General features: G+C 57.1%; 25 protein-coding genes. 11 read left to right on the plus strand and 14 right to left on the minus strand.

All coding sequences use genetic code 11. The features are described from left to right. Positions 1 to 2 precede the first annotated feature (2 nt). Positions 3 to 989 (minus strand): GNAT family N-acetyltransferase, encoded by a 987-nt coding sequence (locus RDV48_21960; protein ID MDQ7825480.1) that lies wholly within the window; start codon positions 987 to 989, stop codon positions 3 to 5. Between the two features lie 91 nt (positions 990 to 1,080). Further along, positions 1,081 to 1,632: a YcxB family protein gene (locus RDV48_21965; protein MDQ7825481.1), complete on the minus strand. Its 552-nt coding sequence runs from the start codon at positions 1,630 to 1,632 to the stop codon at positions 1,081 to 1,083. A gap of 152 nt (positions 1,633 to 1,784) precedes the next feature. Here RDV48_21965 and RDV48_21970 point away from each other — a divergent pair, with 152 nt between their 5' ends. After that, on the plus strand, positions 1,785 to 2,459 hold the full coding sequence (locus RDV48_21970) for a hypothetical protein (protein ID MDQ7825482.1): 675 nt from the start codon (positions 1,785 to 1,787) through the stop codon (positions 2,457 to 2,459). Between the two features lie 19 nt (positions 2,460 to 2,478). On the opposite strand, the gene RDV48_21975 is transcribed toward RDV48_21970, so the two are convergent. Continuing rightward, the gene (locus RDV48_21975) at positions 2,479 to 3,669 is read right to left on the minus strand and encodes an acetyl-CoA C-acetyltransferase (GenBank protein ID MDQ7825483.1); all 1,191 of its coding nucleotides are present in this window, start codon (positions 3,667 to 3,669) and stop codon (positions 2,479 to 2,481) included. 76 nt (positions 3,670 to 3,745) lie between these two features. Next, positions 3,746 to 4,414 (minus strand): hypothetical protein, encoded by a 669-nt coding sequence (locus RDV48_21980; protein MDQ7825484.1) that lies wholly within the window; start codon positions 4,412 to 4,414, stop codon positions 3,746 to 3,748. A gap of 166 nt (positions 4,415 to 4,580) precedes the next feature. Between RDV48_21980 and RDV48_21985 the strand changes: the two genes are divergently transcribed. The 7 genes from RDV48_21985 (at position 4,581) to RDV48_22015 (ending at position 11,501) form a co-directional block, all read left to right on the plus strand. Continuing rightward, positions 4,581 to 5,834 carry an acetyl-CoA C-acetyltransferase gene (locus RDV48_21985; GenBank protein ID MDQ7825485.1) on the plus strand — a complete coding sequence of 418 codons (1,254 nt, stop codon included), beginning with the start codon at positions 4,581 to 4,583 and terminating at the stop codon, positions 5,832 to 5,834. 17 nt (positions 5,835 to 5,851) lie between these two features. Continuing rightward, positions 5,852 to 6,703 (plus strand): 3-hydroxyacyl-CoA dehydrogenase NAD-binding domain-containing protein, encoded by an 852-nt coding sequence (locus RDV48_21990; GenBank protein MDQ7825486.1) that lies wholly within the window; start codon positions 5,852 to 5,854, stop codon positions 6,701 to 6,703. Positions 6,704 to 6,768: 65 nt separating this feature from the next. Then, positions 6,769 to 7,776 carry a hypothetical protein gene (locus tag RDV48_21995; protein ID MDQ7825487.1) on the plus strand — a complete coding sequence of 336 codons (1,008 nt, stop codon included), beginning with the start codon at positions 6,769 to 6,771 and terminating at the stop codon, positions 7,774 to 7,776. A gap of 5 nt (positions 7,777 to 7,781) precedes the next feature. Continuing rightward, complete coding sequence (bshC, locus tag RDV48_22000; protein MDQ7825488.1) at positions 7,782 to 9,404, plus strand: bacillithiol biosynthesis cysteine-adding enzyme BshC; 1,623 nt, start codon at positions 7,782 to 7,784, stop codon at positions 9,402 to 9,404. 1 nt (position 9,405) lies between these two features. Further along, complete coding sequence (gene bshA, locus RDV48_22005; GenBank protein ID MDQ7825489.1) at positions 9,406 to 10,530, plus strand: N-acetyl-alpha-D-glucosaminyl L-malate synthase BshA; 1,125 nt, start codon at positions 9,406 to 9,408, stop codon at positions 10,528 to 10,530. Then, positions 10,520 to 11,218 (plus strand): bacillithiol biosynthesis deacetylase BshB1, encoded by a 699-nt coding sequence (bshB1, locus tag RDV48_22010; GenBank protein MDQ7825490.1) that lies wholly within the window; start codon positions 10,520 to 10,522, stop codon positions 11,216 to 11,218. Before bshA ends, bshB1 begins: the two co-directional genes overlap by 11 nt. 100 nt (positions 11,219 to 11,318) lie before the next feature. Continuing rightward, a complete protein-coding gene (locus tag RDV48_22015; protein ID MDQ7825491.1) occupies positions 11,319 to 11,501 on the plus strand; it encodes a hypothetical protein in 183 nt (60 codons plus the stop codon). Here the strand turns inward: RDV48_22015 and RDV48_22020 are convergent. Next, positions 11,458 to 11,682, minus strand: a complete 225-nt coding sequence (locus RDV48_22020) for a hypothetical protein (GenBank protein ID MDQ7825492.1) — start codon at positions 11,680 to 11,682, stop codon at positions 11,458 to 11,460. The genes RDV48_22015 and RDV48_22020 overlap by 44 nt on opposite strands. Beyond that, positions 11,679 to 12,077: a hypothetical protein gene (locus RDV48_22025; GenBank protein ID MDQ7825493.1), complete on the minus strand. Its 399-nt coding sequence runs from the start codon at positions 12,075 to 12,077 to the stop codon at positions 11,679 to 11,681. Before RDV48_22025 ends, RDV48_22020 begins: the two co-directional genes overlap by 4 nt. Before the next feature lie 188 nt (positions 12,078 to 12,265). On the opposite strand from RDV48_22025, the gene RDV48_22030 reads away from it, so the two are divergent. Then, entirely contained in the window at positions 12,266 to 13,162 is an 897-nt protein-coding gene (locus RDV48_22030; protein ID MDQ7825494.1) for a hypothetical protein, read from the plus strand. Positions 13,163 to 13,237: 75 nt separating this feature from the next. Here the strand turns inward: RDV48_22030 and RDV48_22035 are convergent, their stop codons facing one another. The 4 genes from RDV48_22035 to RDV48_22050 form a co-directional block, all read right to left on the minus strand. After that, positions 13,238 to 16,051: a molybdopterin-dependent oxidoreductase gene (locus RDV48_22035; GenBank protein ID MDQ7825495.1), complete on the minus strand. Its 2,814-nt coding sequence runs from the start codon at positions 16,049 to 16,051 to the stop codon at positions 13,238 to 13,240. Then, on the minus strand, positions 16,051 to 16,887 hold the full coding sequence (locus RDV48_22040) for an FAD binding domain-containing protein (protein MDQ7825496.1): 837 nt from the start codon (positions 16,885 to 16,887) through the stop codon (positions 16,051 to 16,053). The genes RDV48_22035 and RDV48_22040 overlap by 1 nt, the downstream gene beginning before the upstream one ends. Positions 16,888 to 17,062: 175 nt before the next feature. Beyond that, the gene (locus RDV48_22045) at positions 17,063 to 17,455 is read right to left on the minus strand and encodes a nuclear transport factor 2 family protein (protein MDQ7825497.1); all 393 of its coding nucleotides are present in this window, start codon (positions 17,453 to 17,455) and stop codon (positions 17,063 to 17,065) included. Between the two features lie 145 nt (positions 17,456 to 17,600). Continuing rightward, on the minus strand, positions 17,601 to 20,063 hold the full coding sequence (locus RDV48_22050) for an HNH endonuclease signature motif containing protein (GenBank protein ID MDQ7825498.1): 2,463 nt from the start codon (positions 20,061 to 20,063) through the stop codon (positions 17,601 to 17,603). A 531-nt stretch (positions 20,064 to 20,594) separates the two neighbouring features. On the opposite strand from RDV48_22050, the gene RDV48_22055 reads away from it, so the two are divergent. Then, positions 20,595 to 20,762, plus strand: a complete 168-nt coding sequence (locus RDV48_22055) for a hypothetical protein (GenBank protein MDQ7825499.1) — start codon at positions 20,595 to 20,597, stop codon at positions 20,760 to 20,762. A gap of 188 nt (positions 20,763 to 20,950) precedes the next feature. Here RDV48_22055 and serC read toward each other — a convergent pair whose 3' ends face one another. From serC to RDV48_22075, 4 genes are all read right to left on the minus strand, one after another. Next, positions 20,951 to 22,048, minus strand: coding sequence for a 3-phosphoserine/phosphohydroxythreonine transaminase (gene serC, locus RDV48_22060; protein ID MDQ7825500.1), 1,098 nt, complete (start codon positions 22,046 to 22,048; stop codon positions 20,951 to 20,953). A 104-nt stretch (positions 22,049 to 22,152) separates the two neighbouring features. Continuing rightward, positions 22,153 to 22,290 carry a hypothetical protein gene (locus RDV48_22065; protein ID MDQ7825501.1) on the minus strand — a complete coding sequence of 46 codons (138 nt, stop codon included), beginning with the start codon at positions 22,288 to 22,290 and terminating at the stop codon, positions 22,153 to 22,155. Between the two features lie 51 nt (positions 22,291 to 22,341). Beyond that, positions 22,342 to 24,237 carry a clostripain-related cysteine peptidase gene (locus RDV48_22070; GenBank protein ID MDQ7825502.1) on the minus strand — a complete coding sequence of 632 codons (1,896 nt, stop codon included), beginning with the start codon at positions 24,235 to 24,237 and terminating at the stop codon, positions 22,342 to 22,344. Between the two features lie 287 nt (positions 24,238 to 24,524). Further along, on the minus strand, positions 24,525 to 25,466 hold the full coding sequence (locus RDV48_22075) for a hypothetical protein (protein MDQ7825503.1): 942 nt from the start codon (positions 25,464 to 25,466) through the stop codon (positions 24,525 to 24,527). A 177-nt stretch (positions 25,467 to 25,643) separates the two neighbouring features. Between RDV48_22075 and RDV48_22080 the strand changes: the two genes are divergently transcribed. Further along, positions 25,644 to 26,129 carry a zinc ribbon domain-containing protein gene (locus tag RDV48_22080; GenBank protein MDQ7825504.1) on the plus strand — a complete coding sequence of 162 codons (486 nt, stop codon included), beginning with the start codon at positions 25,644 to 25,646 and terminating at the stop codon, positions 26,127 to 26,129. Positions 26,130 to 26,150 lie beyond the last annotated feature (21 nt).

Consider the following 26,150-nt stretch of genomic DNA (forward strand, 5'->3'; position numbering starts at 1 on the left):
TTTCAGGGCAGCTTTTTCGCGAGGACCTTCCGCTCTTCCAGGGCTTTCCAGATTCTCTCGAAGAAGAGCCACGAGCGCCTGTTGGCGGTGGCGATGACACCGGTCATATAAGGGATCTGCTCTTCCTTCACATGGATGAGCAGTTGATTGAAGAGGGCCTGGGCCACCTTTTTCCCCCTGTATTCTTCTTTGACGGCAATGTTCATCACTTTCACCTGGGGCACGTTGCAGAAGAAGTCATCCTCGCGCTCGGCGAGAATGAATCCCGCGAAGCCGCCGGATGGCGTCTCAGCCACCAGGTAGAAGGTGTTCCAGGAAAGGCGAGACTGCACATTGTCCACCATACGGAGCATATAGAGCTCTCTTATCATCTCATCGTCAATATCCCTCTCGGGCGGGATGGAGAACAGGACGGTTTCAAGGGCGAGATCCCTTATCCTGGGGAAATCGAAAGTCTTGGCGAGCCTCACGGAATAGTCCCCGAAGGAGCCTTCCCGCGGCGTGACGGAGTCCATCATCAGGATCTTGATTTCCTCGACAAATCCATGCTTCTGGAAGAATGAGACCGCGGGGATGTTCTCAGAGATGGCCTCGACGGAGACATATTTCAGGCCCTTTGAGCGGGTGAACTGCTCGGCCTTGTGGAGGAGAAGCGCGCCCACACCTTGGCGCCGGAATTCCGGAATGACGAAAAGGTCGTTTATCTCGGCCTGGAACTCGCCGGTCATCTGATGCTCACAGGCAAGCATCACGATGATAAAGCCTGCCAGTTTTCCCGCTCTGTCAGCGGCGCGGTATATCCTGGCGTTCTCTTTTTTAAGGAGCTCTTCGATCCCTTCGAGATCCCTGGCGCGGATATCCTTCATCTCCCCGTCAGAGAGCCTTCTCCTGGAGAATCGCCGCAGGGGGGCATGGTCAATGGCAAGCCTCCTGATCGCCCCGATATCCTCGTAGCCTGCAAGGGCTACTGAGAAGCCAAGATCTTCCATAGGATGCTCCACGCTCCTTTTCATGCAGAAGAGCATAACTGACATTATCATCATAAGCCTGAACAGCTGTAAGGAAAATGTAAACGGTGAGTCAGGCCGTTCTCTTCAGGGCTTTCATGCAGGCGCTGATGAAAGCCTGCTGCTGTGCTTCTCCGGTAAAGTACCGGAGGGGGATGATATGAGCCCCCCCTCTGGAGGCCAGGAGGTAAATATAGCGATCATCGACCTCAAAAAGATCGATGTCCTCCCATTTCATCATTGCATCACCGTAGTCGGAAGTGCCGAAGAGGCAGTCGGGCATGACCTTGTACTGCCGCGTGCCCTTGATTTCGAGATTCTCTTCAGGAGTCCGCCTGAGGGTGTAAAGGTGGATAAGGAGGCCGATCTGGTTGATAAAGCGGGGTACGAGAAAGAATGCGGCCAGCAGGGCAAAGAGCCCGCCGCTTATTATTATGGTGTCGGTAGTGAGCCGCAGGTCAGATCCCGGCGAGATGAGAAAGGCCAGGATCACAATCAGGAGAAAGCCTACCCCTATAAGAAGGCCCCTGTTCCCCAGGGGCTTTTCCTGCCTGGTGAAAAGAAACCTGTTGAGGGCGACAAAGTCATCTCTCGTGAGATCAATAACTACACGGGGCTCATCCATTTTTTCTCTCTTTGCTCCCCTCCCGTTCCCCCGGCACCTGTTCCCCGGGCACCACCTATGGTACTTCTTACGAGGGAGGAAAAACCCTCTCTGTTCCCTAAGTAATGGAGGGACTTTCAAGCGGGGAAACTCTCTCAGGGAGGAAACCTTCCATGGCAGATCCATGCGGCGGCTCGGAGCCCGCCGGGGCTCCTCATGCTCACGACAAGGCTCCCTATGAAAAGCGCATCCACTTTTCATGGAAGCAGAGCCGCGCCCTTTTTGTTGTCTCTTTTCTTCTCGCCGCAATTCTTCCCTTTTTCGCCCATGCGATGCTCTTCGTGGTGAGCATACTCTGCGTCCTCGCATTTGCCGTCCTTGTTGAGACGTCGCCGCCTTTGCCGGCAGGACAGTCCCCCGGTCCCGGCCCTGCCACGCAGTCACTCAGTGAAGAGCCCCATGCCTCAACGGCTTCAACCTATCTCGCCGTCATCGGCTTCAGCGTGTTTCTCGTCTTCGCCTATATCTACATGGTGGAGAACATGCCGAACCGGTACAGCGGCGGGACCCTCACGGCCTGCAAAAGCAACCTCAAGAACCTGGGCACGGCGATGGAGATGTACAGCACCGATAATGAGGGGCGTTATCCCAAAACCATCTCAAAGATCACCCCCGACTATCTGAAGACCCTTCCCACATGCCCTGCCTCGGGCACCATGACATACTGTTATATTTATACCGCCGTTCCTGATGTCTATACCATGTGGTGCAACAGCACGGCCCATGTCAGGGTGAGCGGGAAAGCGAACTACCCCCAGTATGACGCTGTCCAGGGCCTCATTGAGTAGCAGGATGTTCCCTGAGGAGCTATCTCTCCACGAGCATGCTGATCCCCATGCCTCCGCCGATGCAAAGGGTGGCAATGCCGGTGTGGGCGCTGCGGCGCATCATCTCGTAGATGAGTGTCACCAGGATGCGGCACCCTGAAGCGCCGATGGGATGCCCCAGGGCAATAGCGCCCCCGTTGACGTTGACGCGGTCAGAGAGGGGCTTTTTGTCAAGGCCCAGCTCGCGCGCCACGGCAATGGACTGCACGGCGAATGCTTCGTTTGCCTCTATCAGATCGATCTGCTCAAGGGTTTTTCCTGTCTTCGCGAGGAGCTTCTTTACGGCGTCGATGGGTCCTGTTCCCATCAGGGCAGGGTCAACGCCGGCATAGGCATAGCCTTTTATTGTCGCCAGGGGAGTGATGCCGAGCTCCAGGGCCTTCCGCTCCGAGAGGAGCACGACGGCGGCGGCGCCGTCATTGACGCCTGATGAGTTTCCCGCCGTGACGGTGCCGTCTTTCTTGAAGGCAGGCTTGAGCTTTGCGAGGCTCTCGACGGTTGTTGAAGGCCTGGGATGCTCATCCTTGCTGATCACGAGGGGATCGCCCTTTTTCTGGGCGATGCTCACCGGCACGATCTCTTCTTCAAAGCGCCCCCGCTCGATGGCCCGGGCGGCCTTCATCTGGCTCTCATAGGCCAAGGTATCCTGCTCCACCCTGGTGATTCCGTATTTTTCCGCGATGTTCTCGGCCGTGATGCCCATGTGCACTTTGCCGATGGCGCATGAAAGGCCGTCATGGATCATGGTGTCAAAGAGGTCACCGTGGCCCATCCTGTAGCCGTTCCGTGCCTTGGTGAGCAGATAAGGCGACTGTGACATGGACTCCATGCCGCCAGCCACGATTATGTCGGCTTCCCCGAGGGATATGATACGGGCTGCGTCAACCACGGAGCGCAGCCCCGATCCACAGACCATGTTGAGGGTCCAGGCGGGCACCTCCTGAGGGATTCCTGCCATCAGCGAGGCCTGGCGGGCGGGGTTCTGTCCCTGCCCTGCCTGGAGGATGCATCCCATAATCACCTCATCGACCTGTTCAGGCTTTACCCCTGCCCTTCGGAGGGATTCGGCGATTACTGTCCTTGCGAGCTCAACGGCAGGCACCTCCGAGAGACCTCCCTGGAATGCTCCTATGGGAGTCCTCGCTGCACCGGCGATTACCACGTTTTCCATGAGAATGCTCCTTTCAATCGGTTATGTATTCATACGACGGATACCTCACGGCAGGGGAGGGTGAGTCCCGGCCTTTTCATGCTGAAGCCGGAGAAGAGGTATCAATGAGATCTAGCACCTTGAGGAGATAAATATAGGAGAGAAAGGCATAGAGCTGAATATAGGCTTCCTGGGAGCGGGCCTGGTCAATGGCATCTGAGACCTGTGCAATCATCGCCTTGTATTGTTTTCCTTCATGAATGGAGATGCCTTCAAGGGCGCTGTTCCTGACAGCGAGCTCCCAGAGATCCTTTGAAAGGTGGGTTTTCGCCTTCCTGAAATGTGAAGCCTCGATATTCTTTGCCGCTTTCACATAGGAATATTCCGAGACCCTGTGAAGGATGAAGGATACCACGTTGGTGAAAAAGGTGAAGGAGCTTGCCGAGGAGGCCGAGATCCCCAGCCTCAGCGCAACCTGCTCCACGGTGGCATAGACAAGGGCCTTGAAGCTCTCCGATACCGCTTTTTCCGAGCCTTCGGCGCTTATGAGGAAATCCTCGAGCCTCTCGAGCATCAGCAGAGCACACCGGAGATTGGCGGTGAGCTCCCTCATCATTGCAGCGGAGGCCATTTTTCCATTTTTTTCCAAAAGAAAGCTGAGGAGTCTCACTTCGTCAACTACTTCTGCAAGAGAGAGTGATTCCTGCGAGAATTTTACGAGTGACTCAAGCGATGTTCTTAATTCTTTCAGGGTAGCCTTGGCCACAGCGCACGCTCCTGCCGCCAGTCTGCTGGTCTTTCCCCATGAGTTCTCCCCGCGGGGAGAATGTCCTTCTCGGGAGGGGCGGCTTTTTCGCTGCCGGGAAGTGCCGAGGGAGGGAAAAGGGAAGGGGAGAGTGAAGTACCCTCGAGAACCCAGAAAGGAGCACCCTATGACAGATCTGAGCGTTTTTTCCATTCCCGACCTGGAGCCTCAGGTGAAGAAGACAGAGAGGAAGCCTGCCCATGAGGCAGTGATAGTGAGTGCCGTAAGAACGGCCATCGGAAAGTTTTCCGGGACCCTCAGGGAGGTCCACCCTGCCGAGCTGGGCGCTCTCTGCATCAAGGAGGCCGTAGGCCGGGCAGGACTGGCTCCGGAAGAGGTCGATGAGGTAATCATGGGCAACGTGGTAAGCGCCGGCCTGGGGCAGAACCCCGCGCGGCAGGCCGCCATCAAGGCGGGATTACCGGTGAAAGTTGGTGCGATGACTCTCAACAAGGTCTGTGCCTCGGGCCTCAAGTCGGTGGTCCTTGCCGCCCAGGCAGTCTCAGGCGGCGATGCGGAAGCGGTGGTGGCAGGCGGCATGGAGTCAATGAGCAGGACGCCCTATCTGATCACCAAGGCACGGAGCGGCATACGGATGGGACACGACCAGATCATCGATTCCATGATAGCTGATGGCCTCTGGGATCCCTATCACGACTTTCACATGGGCTTCACGGGCGAGATCGTGGCCCATCATTTCAATGTCTCGCGGGGCGATCAGGATGAATATGCCTTCAGGAGCCATCAGAAAGCTGTGGAGGCCATCAATAGAGGAAAGTTCAATGACGAGATTGTCGCTGTCCCCCTCGTGGGCAAGAAGGGCGAAGTGAGCGCCTTTTCTGTTGACGAGTCGCCGAGGGCCGACACGACTGTCGAAAAGCTGGCCTCCCTCAGGCCCGCATTTCTCAAGGAGGGCACGGTGACCGCGGGAAATTCCCCCGGGGTGAACGACGGGGCGGCGGCCCTCCTTGTCATGGCAGGCGATGCTGCAGCATCCCGCGGGATGAAGCCCATTGCCCGCATAGTGAACTACTTCACCTCGGGGCTTGCCCCTGAGTGGGTAATGCTCACGCCGATCCCGGCCATCAGGGGGGTCCTTGCGAAAAACGGCGGTCCCTCCCTTGGCGAGATAGATCTTTTTGAGATTAACGAGGCTTTTTCCGTACAGGCCCTCGCCTGCATCAGGGAGCTTGCCATCGATCAAGGGAAAGTGAACATAAACGGCGGCGCCGTAGCCCTGGGGCATCCCATCGGCGCCTCGGGAGCACGCATACTGGTAACGCTGCTCCACGGGCTGAGAGCCCGCGGCGGCAGATACGGGATCGCCTCTCTCTGCCTCGGCGGGGGAAACGGCGTGGCGGTCCTCGTGGAGATGCTTTAAGCTGAAAGGAGGGCACTATGGAAATCAGGAAAGTGACTGTCGCAGGGGCGGGGATCATGGGGAGCGGCATCTCCCAGGTCTTTGCCATGAAAGGCTTCGACGTGGTAATGGTGGACATCAAGGAAGAATTCCTCGAGAAGGGCATGAGAACCATAAAGAAGAGCCTCGGTAAATTCGTGGAGAAGGGGAAGCTTGACCAGGTGGCTGCCGACGAGGCCCTCGGGAGAATACGCACCTCGGTTGCCCTGAAAGAGGGCCATTGGGCCGATCTGGCCATAGAGGCAGTCACGGAGGACAAGTCCATCAAGAGGGAGGTCTTCAAGGCTCTGGACACCTGCCTCAAGCCTGATGCACTCCTTGCCTCGAATACGACATCCATCTCCATCACGGAGCTTGCAGCCTCGTCAGGAAGAGCTCCCCGGTTCATCGGGATGCACTTCATGAGCCCTGTCCCCCAGATGCAGCTTGTCGAGGTCATCAACGGCGCTGCCACGTCTAAGGAGACAACGGATAGAATAGTCTCGCTCTGTGAGAAGCTGGACAAGACTCCTGTCGTCGTCGAGGATTATCCCGGCTTTGTCTCAAGCAGGCTCATCATCACCATGATCAACGAGGCCATTTACACCCTTATGGAAGGTGTGGCCACGAAAGAAGGAATCGACATGGTGATGAAACTGGGAATGAACCACCCCATGGGGCCTCTTTCCCTCGCCGACTATGTGGGGCTTGACGTGGTCCTCGCCGCAATGGAGACCCTCTACAAGGGCTTTGGTGACTCAAAGTACCGGCCCTGCCCTCTGCTGGTAAAGATGGTCAAGGCGGGGTTCCTGGGGAAAAAGTCGGGGAGAGGCTTCTACGAGTATACTTAGCAAAAGGGCTGGAATAACGTGGCTCAGAATAAGAGAAGAATATCCGGAAGCGCTATGGAGGAACCATGAAAGTGACAGTCACCGCCCCTGCAAGGATTGATCTTGCCGGGGGTACCCTTGACATATTTCCCCTCTATATCTTCGAGGGCGGCGGCATGACAGTGAATATGGCCATCGACATGGTGAGCATGGCCCAGGTCGAGACAGTGGGCGGAAGGGAGATTATCATTAAATCCCTTGACCTTGGGGAGGAAGCCAGGGCGGAGAGCCTTGAGGAGCTTGCTCCCTCAGGGGTCCTGGAGCTGGTGATGAGAGCCGTAAAGTTCTGTGCACCCCGTGAAGGCCTCCATATCAGCATTAAAAACATGGCCCCCAAGGGCTCGGGCCTGGGAGCCTCTTCGAGCCTTCTTGTCGCCCTCATGTGGGCCCTCCAGGGGGCGGCCAGGGAGCGCCTTGACCCGGCGGTCCTTATTGACTGGTGCGCCAACGTGGAGGCCCAGAGCCTCGGCATCCCTACGGGGAAGCAGGACTATTACGCCGCCTTTTATGGAGGCTTCTCCGCAATCCATTTCAACGAGCGAGCAATAAGGCGCGAGGGCCTCTCCCTCTCGGCTCCTTTTCTTGAAGCCCTCAAGGAAAGCCTTGTGCTCTCCTTTACCGGCATCTCGCACTTTTCCGGGGCCACCAACTGGGACATGATGAAGGGCTATATCGATAATGCCGGCGGAACCAGGGAAAAAATGAAGCATATCGGCAGGACTGCAGTGAAAATGAGGGAGAGCCTCATCAACGAGGATATGGATGCCCTCGCATCCGCACTTGCCGAGGAGTGGGACAACAGGAAGCATCTGGCCGAAGGAGTTTCTAATAAGAAAATAGATGCCATGGTTGAGGCTGCCGCCCGAGAGGGCGCCATGGCCTCGAAGATCTGCGGTGCAGGAGGAGGCGGATGCATGGTGACGCTGGCGCCGCCCTCCAGGCGTGCCCGCGTGATGAAGGCCCTCGAGGAGGCAGGTGCGGCCATCCTGGACTTTTCCCCCGCCGGGGGAGGGGTCAGGGCAGTGGAAGGATAATGGCAATGGAAAGCACGGTGCCATTCAATGCCGTTGTGGGCGATAACAGGCTTTTCTGCGACTATGTGGAGCACTACGAGAGGCTTTCCCCTTTCTTCAGGGGCGATCCCCGCGAAGAGTCTTCATTTCAAGCCGTCATTCGGGAAGTGGCAGAAAAAGATTACCGGCGCCCCGAGCTCTGCGAGATCCTGCTGGCGCAGAACACCCGCTGGGGCGCCGGGGCCCCGACGCGTGAAAAGATAGCGGCCCTGGGCGACTCACGCTGCTTCGCGGTGCTGACGGGGCAGCAACTGGGCCTTTTCGGCGGCCCCCTCTACACCATCTACAAGGCCGTGACGGCCCTCCGCCTCGCTTCGTCTCTCTCAGAGACTTTTTCCGCCCCCTCAATAGCCCTTTTCTGGATAGAATCAGATGACCATGATTTCAGCGAGACAGCTTCTTTCAGGGCAGTAAGGGGAAGGGAGGTGCAGCAGATAGCCTATGAGCCTTCCCCGCAGGGTGGGAAGCTCCCCCTTTCCCTCCATGTGCTTGACGGGCAGATCCGCAAGCCTCTCGAGGAGCTCGATGCGTTCCTGCCTGAGACCGCCTTTAAGGGAGCGCTCCTTGAGGAGCTCTCCCGGTGCTTCTCTCCCGGCAAGCCTTATGTCGATGCCTTCGGGGAATGGCTTCTCTCTCTTCTCGGCGGCTACGGACTCGTCCTGGTATCCCCTTCGGACCGGCGCCTGAAGGAGCTTGCCGCTCCTCTTTTCGCCAGGGAGCTCGCCACGGCGCCCCAATCGTCCCGGCTCATCACCGGGGCAGGTGAGCGGCTCCGCAGCCTTGGCTATCATGCCCAGATAGGTTCGGCCGCAGGGAAAGTGAACCTCTTTCACCACACTCCAGGGCGCGAGGCCATACGAAGCATTGACGGACAATTCACGCTTGAGCGGCAGGGTGAGCGGTCACCTGCAGAGCTCGAAGCCACGCTCGCCAGGAGCCCCGACTCGTTTTCTCCCGGCGTGGCGCTGCGGCCGCTCATGGAGGACCTGCTCTTTCCCACCGTTGCCTATGTGGGAGGGCCCGGGGAGGTGGCTTACTGGGCACAGGTTCTCTCCCTCTATGATATGTTCGGCATCACGAAGCCCCTCGTCTTTCCAAGGATGAGCCTCACCCTTGTTGAAGGGGGCATAAGGAGAGTTATCGACAAGTACGGCCTCAGGGCCGGGGGGCTCTTTCCCACAAGGGGAGAAAGCCTTGCTGAGGCCCTGGCCCCTCATTTTCCCGGGGATCTGAGAGGGAAGATGGAGGAGGGACTCGGGGAGCTCGAGGCCGTCATCAGGCGCCTTGAAGGCGAGGCCGTCGCTGCCGATGAGAACCTGAGGCCGGCCTTCAGGCATTTTTCCGGGAAGGTGAAGGGCCTGGGGGAGGCCCTTGCGGGAAAGGTAAGGGACGCTGTCACCAGGAAAGATGGGGTCCTCCAGGATCATATGGAAAAGACCAGGGCTTCCATGTTCCCGGGAGGATTTCTGCAGGAGCGGTCCCTCAATGTGGTGCAGTTTGTGGCGAGGTACGGCAGCGGGTTCATCGACAGGCTCTTTCGGGAGCCTGCCGTTCTGCCCCCCTGGAATCACCAGATAATGGAGCTTTGACATGAAAATCGGTATAGTCTGTTTTCCTACTTACGGGGGAAGCGGCGCCGTGGCCGGCGAGCTTGCGAGGGGGCTTGCGCTCCGCGGCCATGAGATCCATATCATAAGCTATGCCCTTCCTTTCAGGCTCAAGTCCTTCACCAAGAACGTCTTTTTCCACGAGGTGGACACGCAGAACTACCCTCCCTTCCCCTCGCCTCCCTATGTGCTCTCCCTTGCCTCCCGCATCATCGAGATCTGCATGGAATACTCCCTTGACGTGCTCCATCTCCACTATGCCATTCCCCATACCACGTCAGCCTTTCTTGCCCGCTGCGTGATGGGGAAAAGGAGCCCGGCTCTTATCACGACTCTCCACGGCACCGACATTACCCTCGTGGGGAGCCACCCCTCCTATTATCCCATCACGAAATTCTCCATAGAGGAGAGCGACGGCATCACATCGGTGTCTTCGTACCTCAAGAAGACCACGGAAGAGGTTTTCGGCATCAGGAAGCCCATCGAGGTGATCCATAATTTCATCGACACAGGGAGGTTTTCACCGGGGATGTCCCGCGAGATCAGGCAGCTTCTCTGCGGCTCTGCAGGGAAGGTCCTTATTCATATCTCGAATTTCAGGCCCGTGAAGCGTCTGGCAGACGTGGTGCAGGTTTTCGCCCGCGTGGCCGCCGAGGTGGATGCAAAGCTCCTGCTGGTGGGCGACGGAGAAGAGCGCCCCGCCATTCACCGGATGGTGGGCGATATGGGCATCAGGGACCGCGTCCTCTTCCTCGGGAAGCAGGACAACGTGGAAGAGCTTATCGCCACGGCCGATCTGATGCTTTTTCCCAGCGAGAACGAAAGCTTCGGCCTTGCGGCCCTTGAGGCCCTCAGCTGCGGAGTGCCTGTCGTAGGATCGACGGCGGGGGGACTTGTGGAGGTCGTGGAGCATGGCCTTTGCGGTTATCTCCATCCCGTGGGAGACGTGGAGTCCATGGCCAGGTCATGCCTCAGCCTGCTTGGTGACAGTGCAAAGATGGAGGCCTTCAGGGAGAAAGCCCGTGAACGGGCCCTCTCACATTTTGATGAGAGGATCATAATCCCTCACTATGAGAATTTTTACAGGAGTGTCATCAATGGCTTATGACGTAGTGGCTATTGCCGCCCATCCTGACGATGCCGAGATCATATGCGGCGGCACCCTTGTGAAGATGGTGAAGAAAGGCTATCAGGTGGCCATAGTGGACCTTACCCGCGGTGAGCGTGGGACGCGCGGAACGCCTGAAGTGCGGGCAGATGAGTCTGAAGAGGCACGGCGCGTCATGGGGGTGCACCACCGCGAGAACCTCGCCATCACCGATACCGAGATCATGCCCACCATTGAAGAGCGCAACAGACTTATTGCAGTCATAAGGCGCCTCAGGCCCCGCCTCGTGATTGCTCCCTATTTCGAAGGGCGCCATCCCGATCACGTGCAGGCAAGCAGGCTTGTCTATGATGCCTGCTTCTTTTCAGGTCTCAGGAATTATCCACTTCCCGGCGAGCCCGCCAGGCCTCACAAGATACTTTATGCACTGCGCCACAAGGAATTTGTTGAGCCCCGCCTTGTCATTGACATCACGGGGGAGTTCCAGACCAAGCTGGCCGCTCTCAGGTGCCACCGTTCCCAGTTTCCCGCCCCTGAGGGAACGCCGCCTCATGGAATTTATGAGAGGGTCACCACTTTTGCCGCTTTCTGCGGTGGCCTCATAGGGAAAAAGTATGCCGAGGCATTCTATACCAGGGAGGCTGTCGAAGTGGACGATCCCCTCACCCTCACGGTGCCGTCGATGTAAGCGCCCTCCCGCCATGTGTCAAATCATACAGATTATCGCAGTTTTTTTCGGTATCATTATATACAGACAGAGATACAGAGAAGAAAAAGGTGGGGGACCAATGAAAGATCTGTATAAAGAAAAAACCGACGATGACGCTGAGGAGCTTATTGAACGGGCCCTCAGCCCACTTCTTGTCACCAGGACGCCTTACGGGTATATCATCTCCTGGGCTTCCCCCGAGGATCGGGAGAAGCCTGTCATTCCTTCTCTGGCTCTTGAGGCGCTCCCCCGAGGAGCGTAAGGGTCACCTTGTTGTCGTATTTTCCCGGGGCATTAAAGCCCATGACGAGCACGGCCTTGCCGGAGGCAGGGTCGGTAAAAAGCCCCACGATGCCCTCCTTGGGCTCCCCCTTGTCCTTGAAGTCGCAGAGGGCATAGGGGAAGTCTTTTCCGTTAATCTTTGCCTTCTCCCTCGTTTTCACCTTTTCAATCTGGAGCCTCTGGCCCCCCCCCCCTGCTTGAGGAGGGAATCGGTGAACTTCTCGTCGTCAAAGGATTTCTTCAGTTGCGCGTCGGAGCACGTCGTTTCAGGGATCCTCATCAGCATGGTCTCCTGCCCGGAGCCGCCGTGGTCTATGATTGAGACCTTGTAACCTGCAATGTCAAAGGCGCCCTTGATGGAGAAGCCTTCGGGAATGTCGATGGCACAGATGGCCCTGGTGATCTCCTTCTTTGTGCCCTCATCAGTGAAACCCTTCATGAAGCCTCCGAACCACTTGTAGGCGATCACAAAGACGCCGCCGCAGCCCAGGATCAGCACACCCAGGACAATCAGAAGAATCTTGACCCACGGTTTCATGCCCTTTTTCTCTTCCATTCCCGTTCCCTCCCGATAAAGATATCTCTCATCATTCAATTTTTTCTCCCCTTCCTCCTTCAGCCCCTCCTGATGCGTTCCCTGATGGCGGAAGACTCTTCCGGCGGCGGCGGGGGAGCCAGGAGGTTTTTTTTGCTGCCTGGGAGAAGATACTTAGAAAAGAAAATCTTCATGGACGGAGGTAGGATATGAAAAAGGGATATCTGTTGCTTCTCTCGCTTCTTGCCGTTTCGCTTGTGCTCTTTTCCGTCTCAGGGATCTTTGCCGGTCCCGGAGGCTCAAAAGCATGCACATGCATAAGTGCAGCCGATGACCAGTGCGACAGTGACTGCCAGACTCCCTGCGGGGCGAAGGCCACTAAGGCTAATGACACCTGCAAGGGCACCTGCAAAGAGGGAAAGGGCTGCAGTTGCAGCAAGGACGTGAAAGGCGGCTGTACCTGCGGCAGCGAGTGCACGGGCTCCTGCAAGGATCCCTGCAAGGAAAAATGCACAACGGGCGGGGACTGCAAATGCGGCGGCGACTGCCAGGGGAAGGGCAAGTCAGGTGCGGCTACGGCCCAGTGCAAATGCGGCGGTGACTGCCAGGGGAAATGCAAGGCCGGGTGCGGCTGCAAGGGCAACTGCATGTGCGGCGTCGAGGGCTCATGCTCATGCGGGTGCGGCTGCAAGGGAAAATGCGTTATTGGAAATAATGGAAAGTGCACCTGCTGCGAGAACTGCAAGTGCGGCGCCAAGTGCTCCTGCTCGGCAAAGCAGCTTGCCGATGTCTATACCTACCCGGCCTCCAACGGTGCCCGTATCATTGCGGGGAAGCCGTCAGTGAACGGCCCCAACCTCATCATCGAGATGGACAGGCATACCTGCAAAACGGTGGTTCTTACAGGAAATACCCTCTTTTACCCCTCGGGGCTCGATCCCGCCAAGGCAAAAAAGGTGAACGTGAAGTATGTCACCTCTGAAGGCCTCTGCCAGGCCCTCGAGGTCTATGACGCAAAATATTCCTGGATAGCGAGTACCTGGTCAAAGGCGACGAAGTCATACCTTCACTACCTGGGGAAGAAAAAGCTCCCTGCCCAGGACTAGCATTCTGCTGAAATCCGGGAAATAAAAAGAGAGCCGCAAGGCTCTCTTTTATTTTACCTTGAAAGGGGGGGGCCTTTACGCCCGTGCGCCCTCCCTGGCGGCGGGAGATTCCTTCTCCCTGAGGGCCTTGAATATCTTTTCGGCAGTGAAGGGCCAGTCCCTTATCCAGACCCCGGCGGCATTATGGATGGCCACGGCAAGGGCCACTGCGGCGCCGTTAGTGCTTATCTCGGAGGTGGATTTGCCGCCGTAAGGACCGAGATGGTCGTCCACCTGGATGAGCTCCGCCTTGAACTCGCCGGGCAGGTCTCTGATCATCGGCAGCTTGTAATCCAGGAAGTCCGGGTTGAGGCACTTCCCCTTCTCATCCATGATCATCTCCTCATAGAGCGAGTGGCCTATCGATTTAAGGGTCCCCCCGTACACCTGGCCCAGGGCCAGCTCGGGGTTGATAGGCGTGCCGCATTCCTGGATGGCGAAGTACCGGTCAACATGGACTTTTCCCGTGCGCATGTCCACCGTCACCTGGGCAAAGTGGGCGCCGTAGGGGATAGGAGCCTCATCGCTGGTAAAGGAGGCAGAAGCGATGAGCTGCCCCTCGCCTGAGCCGCCCTGGGTAAAATGGGCCACCTGGGCAAAGGGGATCTCCTTGGGGCCTCCGGTCACTTTTCCCGGGTAGGCGAGGCCAAGAGGTGCCCTGTCACAGTTAAGATGCCGCGCCACGGCATCAAGGATTTTTTCTTTCATTGCAAGCGCCGCCTTATAGACAGCCATCCCCGAGAAATAGGTCCCCGATGAGGCATAGGCGCCCACGTCAAAAGGCGTGGTGTCGGTATCGGCTGCGAGGAGCGAGAAATCGCTCACGTCCAGGCAGAGGGTCTCGGCGCAGATCTTGGTGGCAAGCGTATCGAGGCCTGTGCCCAGGTCGGTGCCGCCCATCAGGATCATGAAGGTGCCGTCGCCCATCATCTTTACCGTCGCATTGGCGGAGTCGATGCCGGGAAGGCCCGAGCCCTGCTGGATGATGACGGTGCCTTTCCCTGTCCTGAGCCAGGGTTTGCTCTGCTCGACCTTCCTGCCCCAGTCTATCAGCTCGGCGCCCCGCTCGAGGCACTCCTTGAGGCCGCAGGAGCTTATCACCTGGGGGATACCCTCCTGCCCCTCGCCAAGGGACTTGAGAATTTCAAGGCAGAAGCCTTTTCCCACCATGTTCTTCTTCAGGAACTCCACCTGGTCCACTCCAAGGGCGTCGGCCAGCTCCGCCAGGGCCATCTGGAGGGCGAAGCTCCCCTGGGGCGCGCCGTATCCCTGGTAGGCCCCGGCGATGGGGTTGTTGGTATAGTAAGCTTTCACGTCAAAGTGCATGTTATCGCATTTCATCAGGGGAAGCGACTTGGAGCAGGCGTTCATGGGCACTGTGAGGCAGTGGACGCCGTAAGCCCCCGTGTCGGCCACTTCTGTCATGTCGAGCGCCGTGAGGGTGCCGTCTTTTTTCGCCCCCGCCTTTATCTTGAAATACATGGGATGGCGGGTCCGTGACGTGACGAACTCCTCTTCCCTTGTCATCTTGATGTATGACGGCTTTCCCGTCTGCCATGTGACCCAGGCCACAATGTCCTCGAGGACGATGTCCTGCTTGGCACCGTAGCCGCCGCCCACGCGCTCCTTGCGGACATGGATCTGGTTCTCCTTGATGCCCAGCACTTTCGCACAGATGCGGCGCAGATGCCACGGCACCTGCGTCGAAGCCCTTATGACAAGGCGCTCGTTTTCTATGTAAGCGAAGCACCGGTGGGTCTCAAGAGGGGTGCACTGCACGCGGGAGGTCTGGTATTCGCGCTCGATGATGACGTCGGCCTCCCGGAATCCCTTTCCCACGTCGCCGATGCCGCCGGCGTTATAAGCCGCCAGGTTTTTCTTCGGGTCCTGGCCGATGTGGAGAGGATCAAGAGACGTATCCCTGTCGTGGACCAGGGGGGCACCGTCCTTCATGGCCTCCCAGGGGGTAAAGACTGCCGGGAGCACCTCGTAGTCAACCTTGATGAGCTTCATGGCTTCGTCGGCAATGGCTTCGCTCTCGGCGGCGATGAGAGCCGCCCTGTCTCCCACGTAGCGGACCTTCTCGTCAACAAGCCTTGTGTCATAGGGCGATGGCTCGGGGTATCCCTGTCCTGCCGTGTTGTACCATACTTTTGGGCCGTTTTTGTGGGTCACCACGAGGTGCACGCCGGGAAGGGCTTCTGCCGCCGAGGTGTCAATGTTTTTTATGCGGGCATGGGCATGAGGGCTCCTGAGGACCTTCACCACAAGGGCATCATCGGTGACAAAGTCTTCCACATAGGAGGGCGCGGCCTTTGCAAGGCGGGGGCCGTCCACCTTGTGATGGGACTTGCCTATGACGCGGAGATCGTCCCTGAAGGAAGGTGTATCAACGGATTGGTTTTTTACCCGCTTTATCGCATCGAAGAACTGGGCGTACCCTGTACAGCGGCAGAGGTTCCCCGAAAGGGCGTCCTTGATGGCTTCTTCATCAGGATTGTCGTTATGGGAGAGGAGCTCATACACGGAGAGCATCATTCCGGGACTGCAATGCCCGCACTGTATGGCGCCGGCATCCAGAAACGCCTTCTGGATGGGGTGAAGCTCCCTGCCCTTTGCGAGGCCCTCGAGAGTCAGGATTTCCCCCCCTTCGACCTGGCCGGGGAGGAGGAGGCATGAGCAGACCTTTTTCCCGTTCAGGATGACGGCGCAGGCGCCGCATGTCCCCTGGCCGTCGCAGTCCGTCCTTATGGAGAGGAAGCCGTGGCGCCTCAAGAGGTCGGCGACCTTTTCGCCGGGGGCCGTGGTGAATGTCCGTTTTGTGCCGTTCAAGGTAAAGGTGATTTCCATCAGCGGGCCTCCTTCCCTGATTCGTAAAGAATGTCTTCAAGCAGTGCTTTGATAAGGGCTTTTTTGAAGGCCCCAGTCGCCCTCATGTCATCTTTTGGCGAGAGTGTCTTCACGGTGAGGGCTTCCAGTGCCTCAGAGTCCCCGGGAGCAAGGGCTCCGCAGCTTTTCCCTTCAATGAATTTTTCCAGCTCAGGCAGGCGGGCCGCCTGGGGAGCAAGGCCTCCCGCCGCGATTCTTGCCGTTTTGCAATGGCCGTTCTCGAGAGTTATGAGGGCCGCGACCTTCACAAGGGGAAGGTCGAGGGAAGTCCTTGCAAAACGTGCCGCCCTGAGGGTCGCGCATGACCCGGGGATGGGGATGATCACCTCTCTTATGAGCGCCTGGTTCCCCGAGGCTCTCAGGGGGATATATTCCTCAAGGGAGAGCGATTTTTTATCGGTGCCTTCGACCGCCAGGCGGGCGCCGGCGGCAAGCAGCACGGGAATGATGTCGGAGCGCGTATAGTTTGAGGCGATGGCGCCGCCCAGCGTGGCCATGTTCCTGATATTTTTCGTGAGGGCCCTGCACGACTCGCTGAGGGCTCCCAGGCCGTTTTCTGCCGGGAGCGGCGAGTCGGCGATCCCCTGAAGGGTGGCCATCGCACCGATGTGGAGAGCCCCTTCGCGCTTCTCAATATGATGCAGGGCGAGCTTGTGAAGGCTTATGAAATTCACCTCCCCCGTTCTCTTCCCGGCGTTCAGAAGGGTGCCGCCGGCAAGGAAGAAGGATTTTGCCTTGTCACGCTTGAGGGTGACGGCTTCCTCCACCTGCGATGGAGCAAAAAAACTCTTTACCATGACGTTCTCCTCTCTTTTTCAGGTACCTGGCAGCTCTTTTCTGCGGGAGGCCGCGGCGTGCAAGGCTGCCAGGGTAATAAATTAGGTGAAGGCTCTCTAGATACCTTTTTTCCGCCCCAAAATGAAAAGCACCTCTTTTCAGGGGTGCTCCGGGGGAGTGAAAGGTTCCGGATTCTCAGTTCCTGAGCTTTTCAGTATCGAAGTAGTTCCTCATCTCTTTGATAGAGCCGTTCTGAAGCTCAAAAAAGGACACCCCCTTGTTGTCGTAAGGGAGCCCCTTTTTCGTGATGCCGCTCGAGACCCACTCAACGACCACCGTGGAGCCTGAGGTAATGGTGGTGAGTATCTTGAATTTTATATCGGGAACAAGGGTGAAGAACCTCTGGAAAAAGCGCTTTATCTTCTTCCTCCCGAGGTAGAACCCCCCCAGCACGTTGGAGCCTGGAAAGTCCAGGGAGGCCTCTTCGGAGAAAAGAGAGACTATATCCTCGATATCCTTTGCGTTGAGCGATGAGAAGACTTCCTCCGCCGTTTTCGCATGGCCGGTCTCCTTCTGTTTCAGGGGCATTCTCTTCACCTCTTTTCCTAGGGTCATTTTCTATTATACAGGAAAAGATGCGTTTTGAAAATGGGGGCGGACTCCGATATTTACAAAATGGCGACAATCGTGAGACCAGGGGCTATTCTCCCGGCCTCTTGGCCACGGGCGCTCATCAGAGATGTTTTCCCGGGATCTTCATGCCTTTTTCATAGACCAGAAAAGGGGTGCCTTCCGAGGTGGAGCCGAAGATGAAGGTGAGGTCAAAGGGCGCCATGCCTTCGATGGAAAGGGTCCTGAGGCCGTGGAGGAGGTGGAGGTGGCAGGCCTCGCAGAGCACGATCAGGTTCCAGGGGTCATCGGTGCCGCCCTGGGAGCGCCTTCTGATATGATGCACGTTGAGGCCCCGCCTGCACCGGCATCCCGGGGTCTGGCATTGAAAGCGGTCCCGCTTGAGAATCTTGTGATGATGGGCAGCTTTTTTCAGGGTTCCCTCGTTGGTGAGATAGTCGGCGAGGAGCGCGGCAAGGAATCTTTCTTCGGGGCCGATGGGGCTTTGGGCGGTTTCGGTGCTTTCGGCGCCTTCCACCCGGGCAAGGCGAGCGAGAAAGGCGTGGGCCGCCAGATCCCAGACCCCCTGGAGCTCCCGGGGGAGGAAGAACTTGATCGTCATGGCGCCCTTCACTGCCAGGGAGGGGCCCCATGCCGTGGCCGGGCTCTCTCTCGAGAGGATGTCCCTGAGAAAGACCTCCTCGGGACTCTCCCCCCGGGGGATGGTGCAGGCTACCATGGCTTTCTCCAGTGACTGATGACAGGAACACTGGAGATTCTGGCATCCCTGCCCATGGGGTGCCTGCTTCTCCCCATTGCATGCCCCCGCATACCGATGATCGCTCCCTGCCTGGTCTCCGAGGCCCGCACACAGCCTGGAATCTTTTTCAATTTTCATGGAGGCCTCGGAGGCGAGCATCTCCTCGACATCGCTGAAATACTTCCAGGGCTTCTCAAAACGCCTGTCCCGGGAAGCGACGAGCTCCTCATCGTCTGACATGAGTGGCCATGAAGGATTGAGAGAAGGACCTGTGTACCAGGACCCGCTCCTTATGATGTCCTGCACCTCTTCCGGCAGGTCGTGGAATCTCTCGTCGGTGACATAGCGGAAGCCGGGAAGAATCATATAATTGTGTGAGGCAAGGCAGTCATATTCAAGGATCCTGGCGATGCGCCCCGCCTCTTCCCTGAGGTCCACCGTGGGCACGCTCGCCGCATAGGCAATCCACTGCTTTTCATTCCTGGAGTCCACTACGGGAAGAATGAGCCGTGCCTGCTCCCCGGTGATGAAGCTCTTTTTGAAGGCATTCTCAGTGATGGAGTGGCGGCGGAAGCCCTCGGCGAGCCTGATGAGCTGGCGGGTCTGGGCCATCGAGAAGCCGCAGCGCTCCACAGCGTAGTCCTCGATGAATTCATAGCCGAGAAGGCGCTGGAGCTGCCGTGCATCCATCGCCCGGAGAAGCATTCCCGCGGCCACGTCGAGCCTCTGGCGGATTGAGGCGGCCCTGATGAGGCGATTCGCAGCCACCCTGGCGGAGATCCCGGCGTCTCTTCCCGGCCGGGCCTCCTCCAGCCACGACGGGAAATGGATGCTCCAGGGAAGCTCCCAGGGAGAGGCGCCGGTCTGATCCCCGCCGCCCGCTCCGCCGGCTTCATCGGGACTGCTGAGGCGGCGGTTTCCCCTCCGCCTCAGCAGGAGAGGTACCCGGGAGAATACGGGGCGGCTCCCTTCGGCATCAAGGGCCGGAAGCTCCGGAGCAGCCTCCCCGGAAGCCAGGAAGTTGGCAAGGAGGGCCTCGACGAAGCCTGAAAGGGGCCCGTCATAGTGCTCCCTGTCCCGGAAGAGGGAGAGGGCGAAGTCCCAGGTGAGGGCAAGGGAGGGCGCCACGCTGAAATATAGCATCGTGCCCTCGTCACCGGCTTCGGAAGCATCGGCGGAAGGGGCCGCCGGACGGACCTTCCCTTCTGCGAGGGCCCTTTTCACTTCCCGCTCAAGGCCGCACAGGGAGCGATCCCTGGCAATGGAGAGCCACCAGGACTCGTTCTCAGGCGTGATGACCCTCGAGAGATGGCGCAGGGCGCTCTTTGCAATCCTGCCCTCAAGATAAGCCTCCCGCGTGAGAGGCAGGCTCCTGAGAAGCTCGAAATTGTGCATCAGCTCTGATGCGGTGCGCCCCGAGAACGAAAGATGCTCCGTGGCGAAGGTCCCCATGGAGCGGTATCCCAGTTTATCAACTCCTTTCGTTTTAAGAGTAACGAGAATACCGCCGAGCACGAAATCAAGTGCCAGGCGGCCGCGGACTGCCTCGCAGAGCAGAAAATCGATGCGCTCTGCCCGCTCGTCCCTGTCGATGGAGCCGAATGAGAGATCCTCCGTGAGTTTTTCCGCTTCGGGGATGAGGCCACCTCTTTTGATCTTGACGAGGTGCTCGGGCCTGCAGGCAGTTTTCCCTGGGATCTCGTAAGGATCCGGGAGGAGCAGCATATCCTCGTAATCCTGAGACGACATAGGATCACCGAGGTGAAGAAGCTCCTCTTCGTCAGGGAGGAAAAGATTGGAGATTGTGTGGGTCTCATGCGTATCCATATCTATATTGTATCATAGCGAAAATAAATGATCAAACAGGTCACCCCTCAAAAACCCATTCACTGTAACGATAAAAGGACGTCGCAGGATGCCATCCAGAGGGCCTGAAAGGGGTCAAGAGGTCAAAAATGACCCTGATGGCAAGAGACAATCACCACGGTGGTATTGAGAGGCTCTCCCGGCCGTTAAATTGCCTCTTGAGCAACGCTGCGGGGTTTCCGATTCAGGAAAAAATTTTCTCTTTCTGTAATATGGCTTTGCAGGTATGACCTGCAGGAGAACACCTGGGAAACAGATCCTGTGCGGAAGGATGCCGCCTCTTGCGAAAGACTCGAGCGGCGGTGCGCCGCGTAAGGAGTTGAAGATGCCTCATCGAAAAAAATCTCCTGGAAGATGATACCAGAGCACAATCGCTCTACCTGGTGCATTTTTTATCATATCAGTGCGGCCGGAGTTCCTGCCTGAAACTCGCCATTCATCTTGGAAATCGGTCCATGTAATCTTAATCATGGTGCGAGGGAGGAATACGATATGAAACATGCCCTTGATGTAATAAGGATTCTCGCATTTCTGTTCTTTATCTCTCTCTTCTGCCCGGTCTTAATGAAATTTCCCGGTAATGCACAGGATGCAAAGAAGACTGTCAAGGTGCTTTTCATTACGGGGGAATATGAGAAAGATTTCCCCCTGGCCAAGTAAAAGGAGGTACTGACAAAATCAGGAGCATTTGATTATATATTTGAATCAAAAACCTTCTCAGACAGTGGTTTGATGACAGGGGGCGCGGTGAGCGGTGAGCGGTGAGCGGTGAGTAATGAAATCCCCGGGTTCTCAATCAGGCGGAACCCGGGGATTTATTATTTCTCAGGAGATTCTGCAATCTTCTCCTAGCTGTGGGAGGCCACGGCGTTGGTCTTGGCAAAGGTCTTCATGAACTCCGTGAGCTTCTCCACGCCTTCGAGGGGAAGGGCGTTGTAGAGGGAAGCCCTCATGCCGCCTGCCGAGCGGTGGCCCTTGAGGCCGTGAAGGCCTGTCTTTTTCGCCTCATCGGCAAACTTTACCTCGAGCTCCTCCGAGGGGAGGCGGAAGGTCACGTTCATCCAGGAGCGGCTGTCCTTGTCCACGTTGGGCTTGTAGAAGTCGCTCATCTCGTCGAGGGTGTGGTAGAGGAGCTCCTGTTTCTTCCTGTTGATCTCCTCTATCTTCTTGAGGCCTCCCTGCTCCTTGATCCATTCCAGGACAAGGCCCACGACGTACACGCTGAAGACGGGCGGCGTGTTGTAGAGGGAGTTGTTCTTCTCATGGGTCTTGTAGCTGAGAAGGAGAGGAATCTTCTCGGAGCACTTCTCCAGCAGGCTCTTCTTGAGGATGATGATGGTGACACCTGCGGGGCCGAGATTTTTCTGAGCTCCCGCATAGATGAGGGAGAACTTGTTGAAATCCATCGTCTGCGAGAGAATGTCTGATGACATGTCGGCGAAGAGGGGCGTGTCGCCCACTTCAGGGATGGTGTGCCACTGGGTGCCGTAAATGGTGTTGTTGGTCGTCATGTGGACATAGGTGGCTCCCTTGGTGAAGTTGAAGGTTTTGGGAATGTAGGTGAACTTCCTGTCCTCCGAAGAGGCCGCCACGTTGACCTTCCCTATTTTCTGGGCTTCCTTGATGGCCCTGGTGGACCATTCACCGGTGTTGATGTAATCGGCCACCATGCCCTCGCGGAGCAGGTTCAAGGGTATCATGGCGAACTGGAGGCTTGCGCCGCCGCCCATGAACAGAACCCTGTAGTCTTCGCTGAGGCCCATGAGCGCCTTTATATCAGCCTCGGCCTGGGAGTTGACCTTCTCGTACTGCTTGCTGCGGTGGCTCATCTCCAGGATGGACATCCCCTGGTCCTCAAACTCCAGCACGCTTTTCGCGGCTTTCTCCAGCACCGGGTAAGGGAGCGTGGCCGGTCCCGGGTTAAAGTTGTACACCCGTTTTGACATGTTCTTTCCTCCTCTGTTTTATAATATATATGCGATTTGCGCAAAGAATTCAGAATATGAAGCCCCATGTGCCTTCGGCAGGTGCCTATGATGCAGAGTTTTACCTACGCGAATGGAGGTGTTTTTCCCTTGCTGAGGCACGGTGCAATGGTAACGTCAGCTCTTGGTGTAGCCTGATTTCTTTCCTTGTATGCTTCTATGACTCTTTTTATTTCCCTTCTGCGGTCTTCTGCTTCTGCCATAAAGAGAGGGAACCCCTTCCGGGGCCCCCTGCAATACTTTGAGGAAGCTTTTCAGTCTTTCATAGTGCCTTTCTGCACCGCTTCATCGGCAAGCTCCCTTCCGATCTTTCCATAGAGGCTGTAATCGATGTCGCCCTTGAGCAGGTTGAGCCACAGAGGCTGTATCCTTGGCGTGGTGAGGTCGAGCTGGTCCTTGAGCTTCATGGCATGGGCGAAAATCTTTTCCCGCGCCTCATCGAGGGTCTTCTTTTCCTTGTCGGAGAGGCCGCTCTTCGGATCGGCCAGCACGGTCTTGATGTTCCTGATAAGAGTCGTGTCAGCCATGAAGCTTTTCAGGACCTTCTTGTCCACTTTTTTCGCCGCATCCTTGAGCATGGCGAGGTACCCTGTGTCAGCTGCGAAGGTGGGCACGTTCTCCTTCTCGTACCGGTCGGCCATATAGGCGATATCGACGGCATTTGAGGGGGCCCAAATGGTGAGCCCCGTGGCATTGTCCATGTCCTTCCCTTCATGCTGCTCTGCAATGACGGCATCCTTCACGGCCTGCGAGACCTTTGCAGCCTCTTCCTTCACTGTCTGCGGGATGGCGGGGTTCTTGCCGATGAGCCTCATTGAGTCGCCGATGTCCTTGATCATGTCGTAGAAGGCGAAGATAGTCTGGGCGGGATTGAAGGCCGAAGAGTTGAAGCCCTGGCTCTTGGCAAGCTCGCTGAAAAGGACATGGTCGGGCACCTTGCTTTTCCTGCAGGCATCGACGAAGCCTTTCCAGGCACCCACGACGTTGTCGAGCTTCTTGTTGTCGATGGCCGTGAGGGTCAGGTAGGACTCTTTCCAGCGGATAAACTCCGGGGTGTTCTCCTTGACCTCTTTCCCTTCGCTGCGGTAATACTCTACAAAGTCCCTGGCGAACTCCCTGGCGTCGAACTGCCCCTTGCTCTTTATCTCGTCCTGGACGCGCGTGATATGATCATCCCAGTCGTGGAGCATGTTGCCGCGGGAGTAGTTTTCCGAGGCGATATTGATGTCGGCGGCTCCCTTCATCTCATAGGCTGCCTCCAGGTTTCCCATATAGCAGGAGTTGAAAAGGAGGGCGTCCACTTTCTGCTCCGCGCCCATGGCTTTTGATGCTTCGGCGGTGCCTTCCTGGATGGCCTTGTTCATGGCGGCGGGATTCATCTCGAGGGCCCCGATCCATGCGCCGCCGTGGCCCGTGACGACTACCACGTAATGTTCTGCGGGGTAATTTTTCATTCCCCAGGAGATAAAGTCCTTGAGCGTCTGGGGATCGCCCATTTTCGTGGCTTCGGCGAGGGTCTCAAGCGGCGCGGAGCCGAAGACCTGCTTGTCCTGGTAAGCGTCCTCATAAGGCTTGGTGGCGGCGTCAAGCTCTTCCCTTATCTTCTTGGATTCAGGAGAGTCATTCTTTTCCATGTACGCGAGCATGCCAAGCTCCTTGGCCTTGTCATACTCGGCCTTGGCCTGCTGCTTGTCTCCCATGCCGGCGTAGATGTCGCCGAGAACATAATGAACCACGGGGTTGTCGGGGATTTTCTCCTTCACCTCGAGCCACTGGGGGAGCGTCATGTTGATGTCGTCATGGGGATGCTTTGTCACGTAGTAGCGTCGCACACCGCTCCAGTCGCCGTCAAGGTGATGAGGCTCTCCCTCCTGGGGAGCCCTTCCGAGCTGCGCCACGACGTTCACGTTCTCGTTGGAGCCTGCCTGTTCTATCGGGAAAAAGGCCGACGTGGTGGTTTTGTGGAGATCCTTATACTGCCCGTGCATATAGAAGAGCATGGTAAGCTCTTTTTTGGGAGGGGCCTCCGGTCCTTTGCCAAGGGACACCTGGTCCTGGGGCGGCGGGGCAGTGCTTTCCTGCTGCGGGGGCTTTTCTGGTGGCTGAGGTATGCCTTGATTCTGTGGTGCCGAGATTCTATCGATGTTCATGCTTCCTCCCTCGCGGTTTTCTCTCTTATTGAGGCTTCCTGGTTCCGGGCTCCGGAAAATCATAGTAAAGCGTGTGCCGTACCGGCACATATTCATTCTACATGATCCCGCAGTGAATATCGATTAAAAAAATGTTAATATTTGGAAAAACCATGGAGAAAACCAGGGACCATTCTCCCTGCCAGCGTAAATCTGTCCGGGCTCTGCCGCCCGTTTAAACAAATATGAATGCTGGCTGAAGAGGAGAATGCCCCCTGGCCTCTTACAAGAGGTATGCCGGAATTATATTACCAGAAATGCCACCATTTTTTCTTCGGGATGAGGAGGCCTGCCTCGCAGAGGGCATCCCTCGTGGCGGCGAGCTCCCTGGAAAGCATTGCCTCCCTCTTTCTGCTCGCCATCAGAGAATTCAGAATGGCTTTCTGCTCGCCGTGGAGTGTCCTGAAGGCCTCTTCGATGGCGCGGTTCTCCCTGCTGATCTTCCTGATGCTTTCGGATAGCTCGGCGCGCTCGCCTTTCAGCTGAGCGATCTGCGCGGTCTTTTCGCTGAGAACCTTCCCATAGCGGCTGGCAATAATGGGAAGGAGCCTCTCGAGCTGGCCTTTTCTTCGCTCCGTCTTCTTGAGGGCGCTCATAAGGGTATCCTGCTCCTCGCGGATACCCGCGAGGACGCTTTGAAGGCGTGTGGTGTTCTCTGAGACTGTCTGCACAAGATCAGCGCGGGCATGGCGGAGCTCTTCCGCGGTCTGCCAGAGCTGCATGTTCTGGCTTGCAAGCTTTTTTTCGCTTTCTTCGCGGGCCTTCTTCTCCTCGACAAGATCGGCTATCTGGCTGTTTTTCCTGTTGAGGAGGGTGGCAAGCTTCAGGATCTTTCTCTCTAACTCTTCTTCCCTGTTCCTGAAGCGCATCTTATAGCTGTCCACGAACTTCTTCCTGAGATCCTCATGGCCGTCGAGCCACCCGAGGCGGTACGAGATGCTCTTCATGTCGGCGAGGGTTTCATTCACCACGGGGGGCTCAGGGGGCAGGGCGCCATCCTCAGAGGCAACGCGGGAAAAGAGAGATGACACATCGGATGGTATTGCAACTTCCGTGTCCTCTGTCGTTCCGGCCTCGGCAGAGTGGATGTAGGAGACGATGCCGGGCCCCTCGCCCTCGACGGTGTCCGAGAACTTCTCGAGCGTCACCGAGCTTTTCCTGTCAAAAAACAATAGAGAAACTGTATTCATTGAAAAACCTCCTTCAATGAACCGTCTCTCCGCAATGCCATGCATGTTCGGGGGGGAGGAGAAAATTCCTCCATGGGACCCCATGGAGGAATTTTCTTTTAATATTCAGTAAAGAAGAAGGATTATATTCTTTACCCTATTCCTGGAGAATAAATCTGGAGTGTGAGGTGAATATCCATGGGATTCTGCGGCCAATGCGGCGCCTCAATGAAAGATGATGACGGGTTCTGCGGTGAGTGCGGCGCCTCTCTTGATAATGCGGACACTTCTCCCGTTGAGGCTCCGCAGCCCTGGCAAGCGGCACCGCCGGAACCGGCGGCATCTTTTCAGCCGACTGCCCGGTCCCAGGCGCTCGCAGCCCGGAAGGATGAGCAAGGCATGGGGCTGCGCTCTCTGCTCCTCTCCCTGCTGGCTATGATGTTCCCTGCTCTGTGCGCTCCCTTCGTGGCAGATAAAATTATGAGTCCCATGGGAGTCCTTGCGATATGTATTGATTTCATGTTTATCGGCTCGGCTCTGTGGTATGGAAACAGGGCCCGGAAGATCCCCTCTCAGAGAGTCCTTGGGTGGATAGGGTTCATTCTGGCGCTGCTTCAGGCCTTCCCAATTTTCGTCGGCCTTCTTGTCATGGCGGTGATGCTCATCATCTCATTGTTCCAGTGAATGCCCACCATGGGGGGCATC

The organism is Candidatus Eremiobacterota bacterium (assembly GCA_031082125.1).
Taxonomy (GTDB): Bacteria; Vulcanimicrobiota; CADAWZ01; order CADAWZ01; family Ess09-12; genus Ess09-12.